Source organism: Actinosynnema sp. NPDC059335, from assembly GCF_042752395.1.
Lineage (GTDB): Bacteria > Actinomycetota > Actinomycetes > Mycobacteriales > Pseudonocardiaceae > Actinosynnema.
Genome location: NZ_JBHYXZ010000066.1, coordinates 29,393 through 44,714 on the forward strand (window position 1 = coordinate 29,393; position 15,322 = coordinate 44,714).

At 73.2% G+C, this 15,322-nt stretch carries 17 protein-coding genes; 9 read left to right on the forward strand and 8 right to left on the reverse strand.

Features of this window, described 5'->3' with window-relative positions; all coding sequences use genetic code 11:
• Positions 1-61: 61 nt before the first annotated feature.
• Together ACFXGA_RS21290 and ACFXGA_RS21295 are read right to left on the reverse strand one after the other, a co-directional pair.
• Positions 62-727 carry a response regulator gene (locus ACFXGA_RS21290; protein ID WP_378090435.1) on the reverse strand — a complete coding sequence of 222 codons (666 nt, stop codon included), beginning with the start codon at positions 725-727 and terminating at the stop codon, positions 62-64.
• Positions 724-1,821, reverse strand: coding sequence for a sensor histidine kinase (locus ACFXGA_RS21295; RefSeq protein ID WP_378090437.1), 1,098 nt, complete (start codon positions 1,819-1,821; stop codon positions 724-726). Before ACFXGA_RS21295 ends, ACFXGA_RS21290 begins: the two co-directional genes overlap by 4 nt.
• Positions 1,822-1,998: 177 nt before the next feature.
• Between ACFXGA_RS21295 and ACFXGA_RS21300 the strand changes: the two genes are divergently transcribed.
• The 4 genes from ACFXGA_RS21300 to ACFXGA_RS21315 all read left to right on the forward strand — a co-directional run bounded on the left by ACFXGA_RS21300 (position 1,999) and on the right by ACFXGA_RS21315 (position 5,906).
• Positions 1,999-2,436: a DUF6292 family protein gene (locus ACFXGA_RS21300; protein WP_378090439.1), complete on the forward strand. Its 438-nt coding sequence runs from the start codon at positions 1,999-2,001 to the stop codon at positions 2,434-2,436.
• 61 nt (positions 2,437-2,497) lie between these two features.
• Positions 2,498-2,752 carry a hypothetical protein gene (locus ACFXGA_RS21305; protein WP_378090441.1) on the forward strand — a complete coding sequence of 85 codons (255 nt, stop codon included), beginning with the start codon at positions 2,498-2,500 and terminating at the stop codon, positions 2,750-2,752.
• A 168-nt stretch (positions 2,753-2,920) separates the two neighbouring features.
• Positions 2,921-3,493: a GNAT family N-acetyltransferase gene (locus tag ACFXGA_RS21310; protein WP_378090443.1), complete on the forward strand. Its 573-nt coding sequence runs from the start codon at positions 2,921-2,923 to the stop codon at positions 3,491-3,493.
• 91 nt (positions 3,494-3,584) lie between these two features.
• Entirely contained in the window at positions 3,585-5,906 is a 2,322-nt protein-coding gene (locus tag ACFXGA_RS21315) for an Orn/Lys/Arg decarboxylase N-terminal domain-containing protein (RefSeq protein ID WP_378090445.1), read from the forward strand.
• Positions 5,907-6,225: 319 nt separating this feature from the next.
• Here the strand turns inward: ACFXGA_RS21315 and ACFXGA_RS21320 are convergent, their stop codons facing one another.
• The 3 genes from ACFXGA_RS21320 to ACFXGA_RS21330 form a co-directional block, all read right to left on the reverse strand.
• Positions 6,226-7,470, reverse strand: a complete 1,245-nt coding sequence (locus ACFXGA_RS21320; RefSeq protein ID WP_378090447.1) for an NAD(P)/FAD-dependent oxidoreductase — start codon at positions 7,468-7,470, stop codon at positions 6,226-6,228.
• Positions 7,471-7,694: 224 nt separating this feature from the next.
• The gene (locus ACFXGA_RS21325) at positions 7,695-8,126 is read right to left on the reverse strand and encodes a group III truncated hemoglobin (protein WP_378090449.1); all 432 of its coding nucleotides are present in this window, start codon (positions 8,124-8,126) and stop codon (positions 7,695-7,697) included.
• Positions 8,123-8,566, reverse strand: a complete 444-nt coding sequence (locus ACFXGA_RS21330; RefSeq protein WP_378090451.1) for an RrF2 family transcriptional regulator — start codon at positions 8,564-8,566, stop codon at positions 8,123-8,125. Before ACFXGA_RS21330 ends, ACFXGA_RS21325 begins: the two co-directional genes overlap by 4 nt.
• 69 nt (positions 8,567-8,635) lie before the next feature.
• Here ACFXGA_RS21330 and ACFXGA_RS21335 point away from each other — a divergent pair, with 69 nt between their 5' ends.
• From ACFXGA_RS21335 to ACFXGA_RS21350, 4 genes are all read left to right on the forward strand, one after another.
• Entirely contained in the window at positions 8,636-8,818 is a 183-nt protein-coding gene (locus ACFXGA_RS21335; RefSeq protein WP_378090453.1) for a hypothetical protein, read from the forward strand.
• A 44-nt stretch (positions 8,819-8,862) separates the two neighbouring features.
• A complete protein-coding gene (locus tag ACFXGA_RS21340; protein WP_378090469.1) occupies positions 8,863-9,234 on the forward strand; it encodes a hypothetical protein in 372 nt (123 codons plus the stop codon).
• 340 nt (positions 9,235-9,574) lie between these two features.
• Entirely contained in the window at positions 9,575-10,906 is a 1,332-nt protein-coding gene (locus tag ACFXGA_RS21345) for a pectate lyase (RefSeq protein ID WP_378090455.1), read from the forward strand.
• A gap of 118 nt (positions 10,907-11,024) precedes the next feature.
• Complete coding sequence (locus ACFXGA_RS21350) at positions 11,025-11,417, forward strand: hypothetical protein (RefSeq protein ID WP_378090457.1); 393 nt, start codon at positions 11,025-11,027, stop codon at positions 11,415-11,417.
• Positions 11,418-11,430: 13 nt separating this feature from the next.
• Here ACFXGA_RS21350 and ACFXGA_RS21355 read toward each other — a convergent pair whose 3' ends face one another.
• Entirely contained in the window at positions 11,431-11,835 is a 405-nt protein-coding gene (locus ACFXGA_RS21355) for an ATP-binding protein (protein ID WP_378090459.1), read from the reverse strand.
• A gap of 152 nt (positions 11,836-11,987) precedes the next feature.
• On the opposite strand from ACFXGA_RS21355, the gene ACFXGA_RS21360 reads away from it, so the two are divergent.
• Positions 11,988-12,344 carry a hypothetical protein gene (locus ACFXGA_RS21360; protein ID WP_378090461.1) on the forward strand — a complete coding sequence of 119 codons (357 nt, stop codon included), beginning with the start codon at positions 11,988-11,990 and terminating at the stop codon, positions 12,342-12,344.
• A gap of 111 nt (positions 12,345-12,455) precedes the next feature.
• On the opposite strand, the gene ACFXGA_RS21365 is transcribed toward ACFXGA_RS21360, so the two are convergent.
• Complete coding sequence (locus tag ACFXGA_RS21365) at positions 12,456-13,628, reverse strand: glutamate--cysteine ligase (RefSeq protein WP_378090463.1); 1,173 nt, start codon at positions 13,626-13,628, stop codon at positions 12,456-12,458.
• A gap of 412 nt (positions 13,629-14,040) precedes the next feature.
• The coding region (locus ACFXGA_RS21370) for a tetratricopeptide repeat protein (protein WP_378090465.1) at positions 14,041-15,322 on the reverse strand (1,282 nt) is incomplete at its 5' end.

The following is a 15,322-nucleotide window of genomic DNA, read 5'->3' on the forward strand; positions in this document are numbered from 1 at the left end:
GTGCGGTCAGGTGCCGAAGGTCACGGGTGCGGTCATGTTCGCGGCATGACCCCGAGCGGGGTCAGCACAGGCCCAGCTCCCTGGCCCGCAGCGCGGCCTGGGTGCGGTCGCGCACCTGGAGCTTGGACAGGACGCTGGTGACGAGGTTCTTCACCGTGCCCTCGGCCAGGAAGAGGGCCCCGGCGATCTCCCGGTTGCTGCGGCCCTCGGCGAGCAGCCGGACGACGTCCAGCTCCCGGTCGGACAGCGGCACGGGCAGCGGTCGCCGCGCCGGCGGGTCGTCGTCCGGCAGGTTGGCGACCCGGGCGACGAGCTTGGCCGCGACCGACGGCTGCAACACCGACTCGCCGCGCCGTGCGGCGACCAGCGCCTCCACCAACCGGGCCGACGACACGTCCTTGAGCAGGTAGCCCAGCGCCCCGGCGCGCAACGCCGCGAACACGTCCGCGTCGTCGTCGAACGTGGTCAACGCCAGCACCCGCACCCCGGGCTGCTCGACGCGCAGCCGGTGGGTGGCCGCGATGCCGTCCAGCACCGGCATCCGCAGGTCCATCAGCACCACGTCGGGCGCCAGCTCGGCGCACAGCCGCACGGCCTGCTCGCCGTCGCCCGCCTCCCCGACCACCTCGATGCCCGGCTGGACCTCCAGCAACGTCGCGAGCGCCTCCCGGAACAGGGCCTGGTCGTCCACGATGAGCACGCGGACCGGCGCGTCCGGGGCGGTCACGCGGGCACCTCCACGGTCAAGGTCAGGCCGCGCCCGGCGGCCGAGTCCACCGACACGCGACCGCCGAGGCCCGCCACCCGCTCCCGGAGCCCGACCAGGCCGTACCCGCCGCCGGGGTCGTCGCCCAGGCCGCGGCCGTCGTCGCGCACCTCCAGCCGGACCAGGTCGACGCGTTCGTAGTCGAGCACCACGCGTGCCGCGGACGCGTCGGCGTGCTTGCGCACGTTGGTCAACCCCTCCTGGGCGGCCCGGAACAACGACTCCTCGACCTCCGCCCGCGCCGCGCGGGCCGTGCCGCGGACCTCCACCTCGGTCGGCACCCCCGCCCCGGTGGCCTCCGACGCCAGCTCCCGCACCGCGTCCACCAGCGGCGCGGACCGGGGCTCGCGCAGCGCGGCGACCGAGCGGCGGACCTCCGCCAACGCCTCCCGCGCCTGCTCCTGAGCCTTGGCGAGCATGCCGTCGAGCCGGTCCGGGTCGGCGGTGGGTATCACCGCGCGGGCGGCCTGCAGCAGCATCTGCACGACGGTGAGGTGGTGGCCGAGGCCGTCGTGGATGTCCCGCGCGACCCGGTTGCGCTCCTGCGTCGTGGCCAACTGCTCGGCCTGGGCCGCGTACCCGCGCAGCCGTTCGTGCGCGACCGCCAGCTCGGCGCGGGCGCGTTGCTCGCGCACCAGCAGCTCCGTGATGACGACGGTGAACGCCGTGACGGCCAACGTGCCCAGCCCTTCCCGCAACCCGTCGGGCCACGCCATCTCCACGTGGATCAGCGGGATGACCGCCGCCACGCCGGCCGCCGCCGGCAGCGGGAGCAGCAGCACGGCCTGCGAGACCAGCACGACCAGCAGCAGCACCGCGCCGATCGCCGCGCCGGACAGCGCGAACAGCACGAACCCCAGCGGCAGCTGGACCAGGACGTACGCCGCCCGCCACGCGCGGCCCCGCCGGTGCACGACCGGGAAGCCGAAGACGGCCAGCGCGCCGTAGGCCAGGCCGACCAGCAGCGTCGGCACGAGCGCCTGCTCGTAGCGCTCCGACCCGAGCGGCAGCGTCACGTACGCGAGCACGGTCAGCACGCTCAGGGCCTTCTGCACGTCCTCACTCTGGGGGAGGCGGAACGGCGTGGTCAACCGAGTGGGGTACGCCACTCGGGCGGTCGACCGGGACGCGGCGGTGTTTGACCGCTCCGCCGATCGGGGTACCTGGTGAGGGCGTCAAACAGTCGGCGCGTCGACATCCCCGGGCGACCGGGTCGAAGGCGGCGATGCGCGGTGGAACTGGATTACGACGACGTGGTGGGGCAGGCCCTGCGCGGGTACGTGCGCCGGGTGAGCGCGGAGATCGGGCTCACCGGCGAGTGCTCCTGCGTGCAGTCCGAGCCGCGGGCGACCGCGTACCTGGCGTTGGACGGGCGGTTGCCCGGCATCCCGGACCGGGACGTGGCGTTGCTGTGGGACGAGCGGCACGGGTGGGCGGCCGCGATCGAGACCCACAGCGGCGAGGACCTCATCATCCAGGCGCGTTTCGGGCCGGACCTGGTGCCGTCGCCCCGGGCCGTCGCCCGGTGGGTCGAGGGGCTGTTCCGCGGCGAAGTGCCCCGTCGGGGTGCGGCGGTCGATGGCCGCGACCCGGCCGGGGAGCCGGCGGCGCGGCTGGCCCGTTACGCGGTCGCGGAACTCGTGCCGGTGCCGCGCGTCGGGTCGGTGTGACCGTCCCCGGGTACACGACGGTATGAGCGTTCAGCCGTGTGTCGCCGCGTCGAGCCAGTGGGTGGACGAGGACGGTGTCCGCCAACCGTCCGGTGACGTCCACGCGTGGACCCCGGGCGCCAACCAGACCCTGTGCGGGCAGGCCCTGAGCCGCAGCCGGCTGGCCCGCTTCCCGCACGTGCCGTGGGCGGACGCGGTGTGGCTGTCGCAGACCACCGACCGCAGCCTGCACCTGTGCACCCGCTGCGTCGCCGCGACCACCCCGCGCGCCCAGCGCTCGGGTCGCCGGTGGACCCGCGTCCGACCGCGCCCGTAGGCGCGGAACGCGCCGGTCGACCGGTGCCGGTGGGGTCTGCCGCATCGCGTCCGGCACCACAGCGCCCGCAGGCGCGCTCTCCAGACCCGGGCACGCCCGGCAGCCGGCCGCTTATGCTCGACGACCCGAAGCGGCGGCGGACGTGCCGCCCGCGCCGAGGGGAGCCGGATGAGCGCGACACCCGTGCTGCGCAAGGCCGTCCGGGCGGACGTGCCCGCCATCGCGGCGCTGATGCGCCGGTCCGTGCTGGAGCTGTTCCCGCACTTCCACGACGAGCGCGAGACCGCGAGCGCGGCGCGCTACCTCACCGAGCCCGACGTGGTGCTGGTGGACGACGGCACCTACTTCGTCCACGAGGCGGCGGGCGAGGTCGTGGCCTGCGGCGGGTGGAGCAAGCGGGACAAGCTCTACACCGGCTCCGGCGACCGGCCCACCGACGGCCGCCTGCTCGACCCGGCCGCCGAGCCCGCCAGGGTGCGCGCGATGTTCGTCCGCGACGACTGGACCCGCCGCGGGCTCGGGCGGGCCATCCTCGCCGCGTGCGAGCGCGACGCCCGCGCGGCCGGCTTCCGGTCGCTGGTGCTGATGGCCACGCTGCCCGGCGTGCCGCTGTACCGGTCGTTCGGGTTCCAGGAGGTGAACAGGACTCGTGTTCCCCTGCCCGACGGTGTGACCCTCGCCGGGGTCGAGATGGCCTACCCGCTCGACCGACCACCGCCACCCCATCGCACGGCCGAGTGACCCTGTGCCACGTTCCGGTGATGAACGGTTCCACCGTTTTTCACCGCTCCTACGCTCGCTCCGTACCCCGGTGCGGAGGGAGCTGATCGTCGTGAGCAGGTCGACCGTCCTCATCGCCACCGAACGGGCGGCCGAGGACAACACCGTGCCGGCGGCCAAGGTCGAGCAGGTCCGCGCGCACCTGCGCGAGTGCGGCCACGACGTGATGGTGGTGCACTCCACCGCCGACGCGGCCGCGGCGATCACCGCGCAGGCCGACCTCGGGGCCGCCGTGGTGAGCTGGGAGCTGGTCGGCGGCACGCTCCCGTCCGCCGAGGACGGACCGGCCGAGCCCGGCGGGGTGCTGCGGATGCTGCTGGACCGGTTCTCCTCGCGCCTGCCCGTGTTCCTGCTGACCACCGGCGACTACAGCGACGAGACCCCGCTGTGGGTGTCGGAGGTCATCAACGGCTGGATCTGGCTGCTGGAGGACACCCCGGACTTCATCGCCGGCCGCATCGACTTCGCCGCCCGCCAGTACCTCGACCACGTGCTGCCGCCGTTCTTCCGCGAGCTGCGCCGGTTCGACGACACGCACCCGTACTCGTGGCACACCCCGGCCCACGCGGGCGGCATCGCGTTCCTCAAGTCGCCGGTGGGTCGGGCGTTCTTCGACTACTACGGCGAACGCCTGTTCCGCACCGACATCTCGGTGTCGGTCGCCGAGCTGGGCTCGCTGTTCGAGCACACCGGCCCGGTCGGCGACGCCGAGCGCAACGCCGCCCGGATCTTCGGCGCGGACGAGACCTACTTCGTGCTGCACGGCACGTCCACGTCGAACCGCATGATCGTGCACAGCGCGGTCGCCCGGGACGAGATCACGCTCCTGGACCGCAACTGCCACAAGGCGATCAACCACGGCGTCACGCTCGCCGGCGCGCGTCCGGTCTACCTGGTGCCCACGCGCAACGGGTACGGGATCACCGGCCCCATCCCGCCGGCGCGGCTGACCCCCGAGGCGGTGCGCGAGCAGATCGCGCGCACCCCGATCGCGGCGGGCGCGGCCGGTCCGGACCCGGCGTACGCGGTCGTCACGAACTCCACCTACGACGGGCTGTGCTACGACACCGTCCGGGTCACCGAACTGCTCGGCGCGTCCACCAGGACGCTGCACTTCGACGAGGCGTGGTTCGCCTACGGCCGGTTCAACCCGCTCTACGCGCGCCGCTACGGCATGGCGGTCGACGGCGACGGGCTGCCGGACGCGAACCGCCCGACCGTGTTCGCCACCCACTCCTCGCACAAGCTCCTGGCCGCGCTGTCGCAGTCCGCGATGATCCACGTCCGGTCGGGGGCCAAGGCGCCGTTCGACCGGTCCCGGTTCAACGAGACGTACATGATGCACGGCACCACGTCGCCGCTGTACCCGATGATCGCCGCCTGCGACGTCGCGGCGGGCATGATGGACGGCCCGGCCGGCACCTGGCTGACCGGCGAGGCCATCACCGAGGCGGTCCGGTTCCGGCAGGCGATGGTCCGGCTGGGCCGGCGGCTGGCCGACGCGGGGGACCGGCCGCCGTGGTTCTTCGGGGTGTGGCAGCCGCCGGAGGTCACCGACCCGGGCACCGGCGGGCGGATCGCGTTCCACGAGGCGCCGCTGGACCTGCTGCGCACCACGCCGGACTGCTGGGCGCTGGAGCCGGACGCGGCGTGGCACGGCTTCCCCGACCTCGAACCCGGCTTCTGCCTGCTCGACCCGGTCAAGGTGACGATCACCTGCCCCGGCGTGGACGCGCGCGGCGACGTGTCGGCGTTCGGCATCCCGGCCCGCGTGGTCACCGCGTACCTGGAGACCCGCCGGATCGTGGTGGAGAAGACGGACGTCTACACGTTCCTGGTGCTGTTCTCCATGGGCATCACAAAGGGCAAGTGGGGCACGCTGCTGGACGCGCTCACCGACTTCAAGCAACTGCACGACGACGGCGCGTCGCTGAGCGAGGTGCTCCCGGACCTGGTCAAGGCGCACCCCGAGCGCTACCGCGGGATGACGTTGCCGCAGCTGTGCGCGGAGATGCACCACAGCCTGGCCGACAGCAAGGTCGTGCAGCTGCTCAACGAGGCGTTCACCAGCCCCGCGCCGCCCACGGCGGTGATGACGCCGGCCGAGGCGTACCAGCGGTTCATCCGGGGCGAGACCGAGCTGGTGGGGCTCGCCGACCTGGCCGACCGCGTGGTGGCCACCCAGGTCACGACCACGCCGCCGGGCATCCCGGTGCTGGTGCCGGGGGAGCGCGTCGGCTCGCCGGACGGCCCGCTGCCCCGGTACCTGCGCGTGCTGGAGGCGTTCGACCAGCGGTTCCCCGGCTTCGCCAGCGAGACGCACGGCGTGCACCACGAGGGCGGCCGGTACTGGATCTCCTGCGTGAAGGAGTGAGGCCGGGCGTGCCGCGCACCCGAACGGTCGGTGTTCCGCCGCCGCGCACATGACCGGTCGCACCGGCGGTATCCGGGGTCGAACGGGAGGACGGCCATGCGCTTCGGCAACACCCGGGTGGAGTTCCTGGGCGGTCGGGCCGGCTGCCTGACCATGCTCGTGGTGTCGGTGCTGTTGTCGGTCCTGCTGACCGTGCTGCTCAACGTCCTGCTGTGATCGCGGTCGGGGCACGGCGCTCGACGCCCGCCGGTCGCCTCCGCACGCCCCTCCCGCCGCTCGGACCAGGTCCCCGCACCGAGACGCCAGCCGGCGGCGCGGGTCAGCGCAGCGGGTCGAAGTCGCGCAACGCGTCCGGCCGCCGGCCGGTGGCGACGTGCTCGGCCAGCAGCCGACCGGTGACCGGGCCGTGGGCGAGCCCCCACATGCCGTGACCGCCCGCGACGTACACGCCGGGCACCCGCACCGCGCCGATGAGCGGCCGGCCGTCGGGCGTGATCGGGCGCGGGCCGACCCACACGTCGCGGCACTCCTCCCAGCGCACGCCGTCCAGCAGCGGGCGGACCGAGGCGATGATCGCCTCCGTTCGGGCCGCCACCGCGGGCGCGTCCGGGTCGCGGAACTCCATGGTGCCCGCGATCCGGAGCGCGCCCCGGTAGGGCGTGCCCGCCACCCGGGCTCCGGGGAGGTAGATCGGACCGGGCACGGGTCGGTCCACCGGCACGGTGAACGAGTAGCCGCGACCGGCGCGCACCGGGACCCGCACACCCCACGCGGCCGCGAGCCGGGACAGCCACGCGCCGGTCGCCACGACCGCGACGTCGGCGACGAGCGTCCCGCCGTCGCGGGTGCGCACGCCCACGCCTCGGCCGTGCGGCCGGACGCCGGTGGCCTCGTCGGTGCGGACCGTCCCGCCCCGGTCGGCGACCGACCGGGCCAGCGCCCGCACGAACCCGCCCGGGTCGAGGTGCCGCTGGCCGTCGATCCGCACGCCCGCGGTCAGGGCCCGCGACGCCAGCGGCACCAGCTCGCGCAGCCGGGCCGCGTCGAGTTCGGCGTGCTCGACCGGCTCGCCGGCCTCGGCCATCCGGTCCAGCTCCCGCAGGAGCCCGTGCGCCTGCCGCCGGTCCGCGAACCCGGCGGTGACCGGGGCGGCGACCGTGGGCGCGGCCACGCCGTTGGCGGTCAGCTCGTCGAACGCCGCCAGGCAACCCGCGTTGAGCGAGCGGTTCGCCCGGACCGCGCGGGTCCACGACGACCAGCGGCAGTGCGCCGCGAACCGGGTCAGGAACGACCACAGCGCCGGGTCGGCGGTCAGCGGGACGTGCAGCGGCGCGGCCGGGTCGAGCAGCGACCGCAGGCCGTAGCGCAGCACGGACGGCTCGTTGAGCGGGATCGTCAGGCCGGGTGCCAACCACCCGGCGTTGCCCCACGACGCCCCGGCCGCCACCCCGGTCCGGTCGACCACGGTCACGGCGACGCCGCGCTCCTGCAGGAACCACGCGGTGGACAGCCCGACGATGCCCGCGCCCACCACCACCGCCGACCGGGGACCGACCTGGACCACGACCACCTCCCACACCCGACCGCCACCAACCGCTACCGCTCAAGCCGCTGCCGCCGCCGACCGCCGCCCCCCACGGACCGCCCGCCGCCGCTCAAGCAGCCGCCGACCGCCCGCCTCCGCCGCGCGTTGCCGAGCCCGGGCGTCGCCGTGCCGATCACGTCGCCGTGCCGATCACACTCCCGCCCACGATCCCGGCCCGCGGCCCGGTGGGCAACCGCCGGCGGTCAGGGCTGGTCGAGCTGGTCCCGCCGGCGGATGGTGACCAGCTCGCTCGCGTCCTCCCGCCGCAGCCTGCGGATCATCGACCAGGCGATCCGCTCCGCCTGCGTCTTCGCCATGTCCGCCTTCGCGCCCACGAACAGGTCGTCCACGGTGGCGGCCCAGAGCGCGAGCCACCGGCTGAAGTGCGCGGACGTCAGCGGGAACTGCTCGTGCAGGGCGAGGTGCACCCGCAGCAGGTTCCGGCGGTACGTGCCGGCGCGGAACAGCACCGTGTCCCAGAAGTCGGCGATCACCGGCAGGTGCGCGGCCAGGTCGAGCCGCGCCACGTCCCGGAAGATCGGGCCCAGCACGCCGTCCTCGAACGCGCGCCGGTAGAACTCGGTCACCACGGTCAGCGCGTCGTCCCGGCCGGTCAGGTCGCGGCTCGCGGTCACGGCGCACCGCCCGCGCGCTGCGGCACCAGGTCGAGCAGCACGGGACCGGCCGGGTCGGCCACGAGACCCCGCACGGTCACCCCGTCCAGCACGGCCAGGAACGCGAGCTGGGCCGTGCGCAACGCGGAGCGCAGGTGGCAGCCGCCGCGCAGCGGGCACGGCGGGCCCTCGCAGTCGACCACCTCGCCGTCGCCCTCCAAGGCGCGCACGATCGCCCCGACGGACGTGTCCAGCACCTCGGCGGGCACCACGACCCCGCCGGCCCGGCCGCGCGCGGTGGCGACGAAGCCGTGCCGCTGGAGGCGCTGCACGACCTTGGCGAGGTGGTTGCGCGGCACGTCCAGGGCGTCGGAGAGCTGGTCGACGGTGAGCCGGCCACCGCCGGAGGCGAGCAGCATCACCACGCGCAGCGCGATGTCCGTCGACCGGATCAGGTGCATGGAGGGCACGGTAGCAAAGAGGTATTGTCGAGTCCGCTTTGTGGTCCGATCGGGACGACGGGAGACGCCATGGGCTCCGACGGGGACGACGTGCCCGTGACCGCGGTGCGCCGGGAGGAGACCGAAGGGGGCGACCCGGTGTGCCGGCTGTCCCGGGTCTGCCCGGAGTGCGGCGCGCTGGACGACGGGCCGGCCCGCCCGGTGTGCCCCCGCTGCGGGGCGACCCTCGCCGAGGGCGGTGGTGCGCGGTGACGTCGGCGGCGGTGGTCGGGGGCGTCTCCTGCCTCTGGCTGGGGATGGTGCTGGCGATCTCGTTCCTGGAGGCTCCGCTGAAGTTCCGCGCGCCGGGCGTGACGCTCGTGGTCGGGCTCGGCATCGGCCGGATCGTGTTCCGCGCGCTCAACGCCGCCGAGGTCGTGCTCGCCGTCGCCGTGGTGGCGGCGTCGCTGGTGGGCGGGTCGCCGAACCCCGTGGCCGTCGGCGTCGTGGTCGTCGTCCTGGTGCTCCAGCTGGCCGCCGTGCGGCCGGTGCTCAACCGGCGGTCCGACCGCGTGCTGGCGGGGGAGACGCCGCCCCGGTCGCGGGCGCACCTCGCGTACGTCGCGCTGGAAGTGGTCAAGGTGGTGGCCCTGGCCGTGCTGGGCGTGACCGCCCTCGGCGCGCCGTGACGCACGGGCCGTTACCGCGGGGCATTTGTTCACAAATGTGACCGGAACCGGTCGGGCCGGTTCACGAATATGACCGGCCGTATTGGCCCCGGATCGTCCTTGATCTGCTCGCACGGCCTTTCACCTCGGCGTTCGACAGTATTCGACGCGCGGGCGGGCGACGCCGTCGAAAACTGCCGTTGACCTGCTGGTTACGCAGCATCTAACATCCGCCGGGAAAGCGAATTCCGCCATCGCGGCGCGTATTTCGCGTGCCCGTGAAATGGATTCGAGCGCATGTTGGTCGGAAAGGGACCGCCGCCTCCCCCGACCTTCCCGGGAAGTGAGAAGTGGAGCTGTGATGAGCACATCGGAGCAACCCCGACCCCCGCGGTCGGCACGGCCGGCGCGCGGCAGGTGGCGCACCGGGTCGGCGGCCGCGGCGGCGGTGATCGCGCTGGCCGCCACCTTCACGGCGTGGTCGGCCGCCGGGTCGGCGCAGGCCGCGGTCGGCGCGGGCACGTACGTGGTGCGGAACGGCGGCAGCGGGCTGTGCCTCGCGGTGCCGAACGCGAGCACGTCCACCGGCGTCCAACTCCAGCAGGCGTCGTGCGGCACGACCGGCAGCCAGCAGTGGACGCTGACCGCGGTGAGCGGCGGCTTCCGGATCACGTCGGTCGCCACCGGCCTGTGCGTGGGCGTCCGGGACGCCTCCACCTCGGCCGGCAAGGCGATCGAGCAGCAGTCGTGCTCCGGGTCCGCAAGCCAGACCTGGAGCCTGACCGCGAGCGGCAGCAACTACCGCGTGGTCAACGCCAACGGCGGCAAGTGCATGAACACCGCCGACAACTCCACCTCGGCCGGCGCGCCCGTGCAGCAGAACTCGTGCGACAGCGTGGCCACCAAGCAGTGGGCGTTCACGCCGACCAGCGGCGGCCCGACCTCGACGTCCACCTCCACGTCCACGACGACGCGGACGACGACCACGACCACGACGACGTCGGTGCCGGGCGGCGGGGACGGCAGCGGTGCGTGGCCGAGCGACACCGGCAGCGTCCACCAGACGACGACCCGGAACGTGGGGACGTACTTCGACGGTGGGATGAAGCGGTACTACGGCATCGGCGACGGTGGTCAGGGCGAGAGCCAGGACCCGATGTTCGTGGTGGCGAACGGCGGGACGATCGAGAACCTGTTCATCGACGCGCCGGCGGGCGACGGCATCCACTGCGAGGGGTCGTGCACGATCCGCAACGTGTGGTGGAACGACGTGGGCGAGGACGCGGCGACGTTCAAGTCGTCGAGCTCGTCGGCGACGTACCTGGTGGACGGCGGCGGGGCGCGGAAGGCGTCGGACAAGGTGTTCCAGCACAACGGCGCGGGGACGGTGACGATCCGGAACTTCCAGGTGCACGACGCGGGCAAGCTGTACCGGGCCTGCGGGAACTGCTCGACGTCGTACCAGCGCCACGTGGTGATGAACGGGGTGACGGCCCGGAACACGGACGTGTTGGCGGGCATCAACACGAACTGGGGCGACACGGCCCGGTTCTCGCGGATCACGGTCTACGGCGACACGACGATCTGCGAGAAGTACCAGGGCGTGCCGAAGGGCTCGGAGCCGAAGAAGATCGGTGAGGGCGCGGACGGCAAGAACTGCTTCTACGCCGCCTCCGACATCACCTACCGGTAGGCGCGGCGGTTCGACACGGATCGGGGTCGCGGCCCGCGGGTCGCGGCCCCGACCTGTCGGTTCGGCTACCGTGTGCGGCGACCGGACGTGGCGTGACCAGGGGTGAGGGGCGACAGCGGTGACCAGCTGGATCGACGTGATCAACTATGTCCGGACGCGGTACGAGGTGCTTGAGGAGACCGACAGCTGGCTGCGGTTCCGCCTCGACACCGGTCGGGACCGGACCCAGCAGGTGTCGGTGCACCACGTGCCGGAGTCGGACGGCGTCGCGTGGGTCGAGATCTCCTCGCCGGTCGGCCGGGCCGACGCGATCGACCTGCGGCGACTGCTGGAGCTGGCCGGCACGTCGGCGGTGGGCGGCGCCGCGGTGGTCGACGGCGTGGCCCTGCTCAAGCACACCGTGCCGCTGGAGGACCTGAGCGTGCGGGAGGAGTTCGAACGCCCGTTGATGCTGCTCGTGGCGGCCGCGGACGAGTTCGAGCACGAGCTGACGCGGGCCGACAGCTACTGACCGTCCCGCCGGCTCAGGCCAGCGCCAGCTCCGCCCACACGGTCTTGCCGTCGTCGTGCACCCGCGTGCCCCAGCGGCGGCACGACAGGCTGTCCACCATGACCAGGCCGCGGCCGCGGAAGCCGTTCAGGCGCGACGTGCCGGCGACCGGCAGGAGGTCGGGGCTGCCGTCGTCCACCTCCACGCGCAGCGCCCGGTAGTCCGGCGTGGGGTGCACGCGCAGCCGGCGTGGCGCGCCGGCGTGGTCGTAGGCGTTGGACACCAGTTCCGTGCAGACCAGCAGCAGGTCCTGCAGCAGCTCTTCGGCGAGGTCGGCCAGGACGGTGGCCAGCCAGTGCCGGATCTGCGCCAGCGGTGGCACCGACATGTTCAGCTCGATGCTGATCTTCGTGGTGAGCGTGTTGTCCGACAACGTCATGGCCGTCCCCAGGTCACTGCGGCCGCCTCGTTCCGGCAGGAGGCAGCCTCGGCACGTCGGAGTACCCCGCTCGTTCGTTCGGCACACATCGCGCCCTCGATCGTGCGCTGTGCACATGCCGGGTCACGGGTGGTGATCTACTCTTACCCATCGTGAGCGAGGAGACGGTTCCGGTGGACGACCCGGTCGCGGTGCTGCGCACCGCGGTCGACTCCGCCGTGCGGGCCGTGCTGCGCCTCGACCCCCACCACGCCGACGCGCGCGTGGAGATGGCCCGGGTGCTCACGGCGTTCGGTGACGCGGTGGAGCCGGTGCTGGACCGGCTGGTCGCGCTGACCGACGCCGCGCCGCACGGGCCGGTGGCGGCCACCCTGGGGTTCATGCGGGACGCCAAGGCGCAGGCCGCCGACGGCGACGTGCAGGCCGCGCGCGTGTTCCTGCTCGCCGGCCGCACCGCGCTGTTCCGCCTCGCCCGGCCGGTGCCGGACTCGGGCGTGGCGCCGGGCTGAGCGCCGGAGCGGCGCTGTGCTGAGGGCCGGAGCGGCACCGGGCTGAGCGCCGGAGCGGCCCTGTGCTGAGGGCCGGAGCGGCGCCGTGCTCCGTGGGGCGGAACGCCCTGCTCAGGCCGTGCGGCCGAACGGCTCGCCGGTCCACGTCTCCGCGCCGGACAGGGTGTCCGCAGCCAGGTGGTCGAGCACGTCCCACATCCGGCCGGCGCGGGCGAAGGCGCGGCGCTGCCGGGCCGCCCCGCCGCCGTTGCCGTCCAGTGTGGACACCAGTTGCCCGACCAGCTCCCCGTCGGCGTGGTCGAGGTGGTCGTGGACGTGGTGCAGCAGCCGGTCCAGCAGCAGGCGCGCGGGCAGCAGGCGGCCGGACAGCACGTCGAGGGCCTGGCCGCCGATGCCGTCGCGCGCCGACCGCCAGCAGGCGGCGCGCAACACCTCCGTCGGCACGGGCGTCGCCCGCAGGCCGCGGCCCAGGTCGGCCAGCGCCGCGACGACGAGCGCGCGCACCAGGGCCGCCAACAACACCGCTTCGTCCACCGTGGCCGCGACGTCCGCGACCCGCACCTCCACGGTCGGCAGGTGCGCGGACGGCCGCACGTCCCAGTAGACCATCCGCCGGTCCCGGATCGCGCCCGCCGCGAGCAGCGCGTCGCAGGTGGACTCGTAGTGCGCCAACGACTCGAAGTAGGGCGGCGGTCCGGCGGTCGGCCAGCGCGACCACACGATCGAGCGCCAACTCGCGTACCCCGTGTCCCGCCCGCGGGTGAAGGGCGAGTTCGCGGTGAGCGTCCCGAGCACCGGCAACCACGGCCGCACGTGGTTGCACACCTGCACCGCCGTCTCCGGGTCGGGCACGGCCACGTGCACGTGACAGCCGCAGATGGACTGCTCGCCGGCCAGCAGCCGGTAGTCCTCACCGAGAGCCCGGTACCGCTCCCGGTCGCTGATGACCACGTCCGGCCCACCGACCGGCGGCGCGCCGACCGCGAGCAGCCGGTGCCCGAGCCGGTGCGCGGCCTCGGCGGCCACCAGGCGCAGGCCGTGCAGCTGGCGCCGCACGTCGGCGAGGTCGCGGCAGACGGGCGTCTGGACCTCGACCTGCGAGGCGGCCAACTCGACGTCGAGCGCCACCCCGAAACGCGACCTGACCGACTCGACCACCTCGCCGCCGTGCGGCACCGGCTCACCGGTCAGCGCGTCCACGAGGAGGAACTCCTCCTCGACGCCGAGCGTCGGCGCAGCGCCCACGAGACTGCCCATCGCGGCCTCCGATGGCTGGTCGGCCATGGAGGAGTGGGATACCCGGAACCCACGCCGTGAACCGGGCGACCGCGCACCAGCCCCCGACAGCCAGGCCGGCCAGGTTCAACCTCTGGGGTGAACCTCACCGGCCGCCCGCCCTCCAAGGGCGAAACGCGGCCATCTGTGGTCGACATCTTCGCCGCTTCGGTGGAGCAGGGTTCGGCGAGAGCAGTACCGTGGGAGACCGCCCTATGGCGACTGTTGTACTGCCGCTGCTGGCTGTTCCGCACAATTCTGGCCACCGACATGGCCGGTTCGGTTCTGGCATGAATCGGCAACCCTATCGGGTAAAGACATAAAGATGTGGTGTCACTCGTTCGTGTGGGAGCGACACTGTTCGACCAGGCACGATACATGCCTGGCGCTTGGGGCCATGTCGTCGTCGGGGAGTTGGCACCTACAGCGGCGACAGAGATTGTGGCCGGAGTCGCTTCTGGCAGGAGCAGGTGAAAATCCTTCTTTCTTCATGGACAGTGCGGGCTTCGGGCAAACCCAGTGAAGTGAATCCTTCCTCGGCCGCCTCCCAGTGCTGTACGGCGTCAGTGTGCCTACCGAGCGCGTGCATGGTTTGTGCGACACCGTGATCGGCATGGGCCCCGTGGACCCGGTTCCCCGTACCGGTGGCCAACGCGAGAGCGGCCTCGTAGTTCCGGTGCGCCCCACCTAGGTCTCCGCCGGCCTGGGCGGTGGCGGCACGATCCAGGTAGAGGCGGGTGCGCAAGTCCGTGTCGGGTACGTCGACCGCCACCGTTCTGGCCCGCTCCTGGTAGCGCGCGGCCTCGGTCAGCCTGCCCAGCGACCGGTGCACGTTGCCGATGTAGTTCAACGCGTAGGCGGCCAGGCTGTCGTCGCCGAGTTCGACGGCCAGGTCGTATGCCTCCGAGTGAGCTGCCAGCGACTCGTCGGCCATGCCGAGCCGTTGTTGCACCACGCCCAGGTTGTTCAGTGCGTGCGCAAGGCCCTGCCGGTGGTTGACCTCGCGCAGTATGGGCACGGCGGTGAGGTGCTGACGCAGTGCCACGTCGAGGTCGCCGCGCTCCTCGTGGAGCACACCGAGCATGCTGAGGGCGTGCGCCTCACCGCGCAGGTCACCGCACCGCTCGTACTTCTCGAGTGCGGTCGCGAAATGCTCAATCGCCTCGTCGTGGCGGCCAAGCTGCACGAGTGAGATGGCGATCGCGCCCAATGTGGCGGCTTCGCCGAGCATGTTTCCCAGCTGCTGCCACAGGAGCAGCGCCTGCGTGGCCAGTTCCAGCGCTTGGGCAAGTTGACCGAGGCGTTCGTACGCGGTAGCCAGGCGAAGCAGCACGTGAGCTCGGCCGTACCTATTCGCCGGATCGGCTGTCACGATCCGCCTGGCCAGTTCCATGGTTTCGATCCAGTCCGCGAATTGGCCGGTGCTGCCGAAGTGACGCCACATCAACACGGCGAGTCGCCATGCATGTTCGGGCTGGTTGTGAGCGACGGCGTAGTGGATGGCCTTTACCAGGTTGTCTCGCTCGGTGATGATCCACTCCAGTGCGGCACCTTGGCTGGTGAAGCCGAGGGAGAGGGAGCAACTCCGGTGCACCGGGGGCAGCAGCGCGCGGTCGAACGGGTAGGCGGCCCCCACGGCCTCGGCCAGGCCGACCAGGTAGAAGTCGAGCAGGCGGAGCACGGCGTCCTCGTGCTCGGTCGGC

Excerpts from the sequence above, each read along its gene's own strand:
- ACFXGA_RS21335 (WP_378090453.1), top strand. The coding sequence starts at position 8,636 with ATGGGCTCCGACGGGGACGACGTGCCCGTGACCGCGGTGCGCCGGGAG.
- ACFXGA_RS21345 (WP_378090455.1), top strand. The coding sequence starts at position 9,575 with ATGAGCACATCGGAGCAACCCCGACCCCCGCGGTCGGCACGGCCGGCG.
- ACFXGA_RS21330 (WP_378090451.1), bottom strand. The coding sequence starts at position 8,566 with ATGCACCTGATCCGGTCGACGGACATCGCGCTGCGCGTGGTGATGCTG.
- ACFXGA_RS21340 (WP_378090469.1), top strand. The coding sequence starts at position 8,863 with ATGGTGCTGGCGATCTCGTTCCTGGAGGCTCCGCTGAAGTTCCGCGCG.
- ACFXGA_RS21355 (WP_378090459.1), bottom strand. The coding sequence starts at position 11,835 with ATGACGTTGTCGGACAACACGCTCACCACGAAGATCAGCATCGAGCTG.
- ACFXGA_RS21310 (WP_378090443.1), top strand. The coding sequence starts at position 2,921 with ATGAGCGCGACACCCGTGCTGCGCAAGGCCGTCCGGGCGGACGTGCCC.
- ACFXGA_RS21365 (WP_378090463.1), bottom strand. The coding sequence starts at position 13,628 with ATGGCCGACCAGCCATCGGAGGCCGCGATGGGCAGTCTCGTGGGCGCT.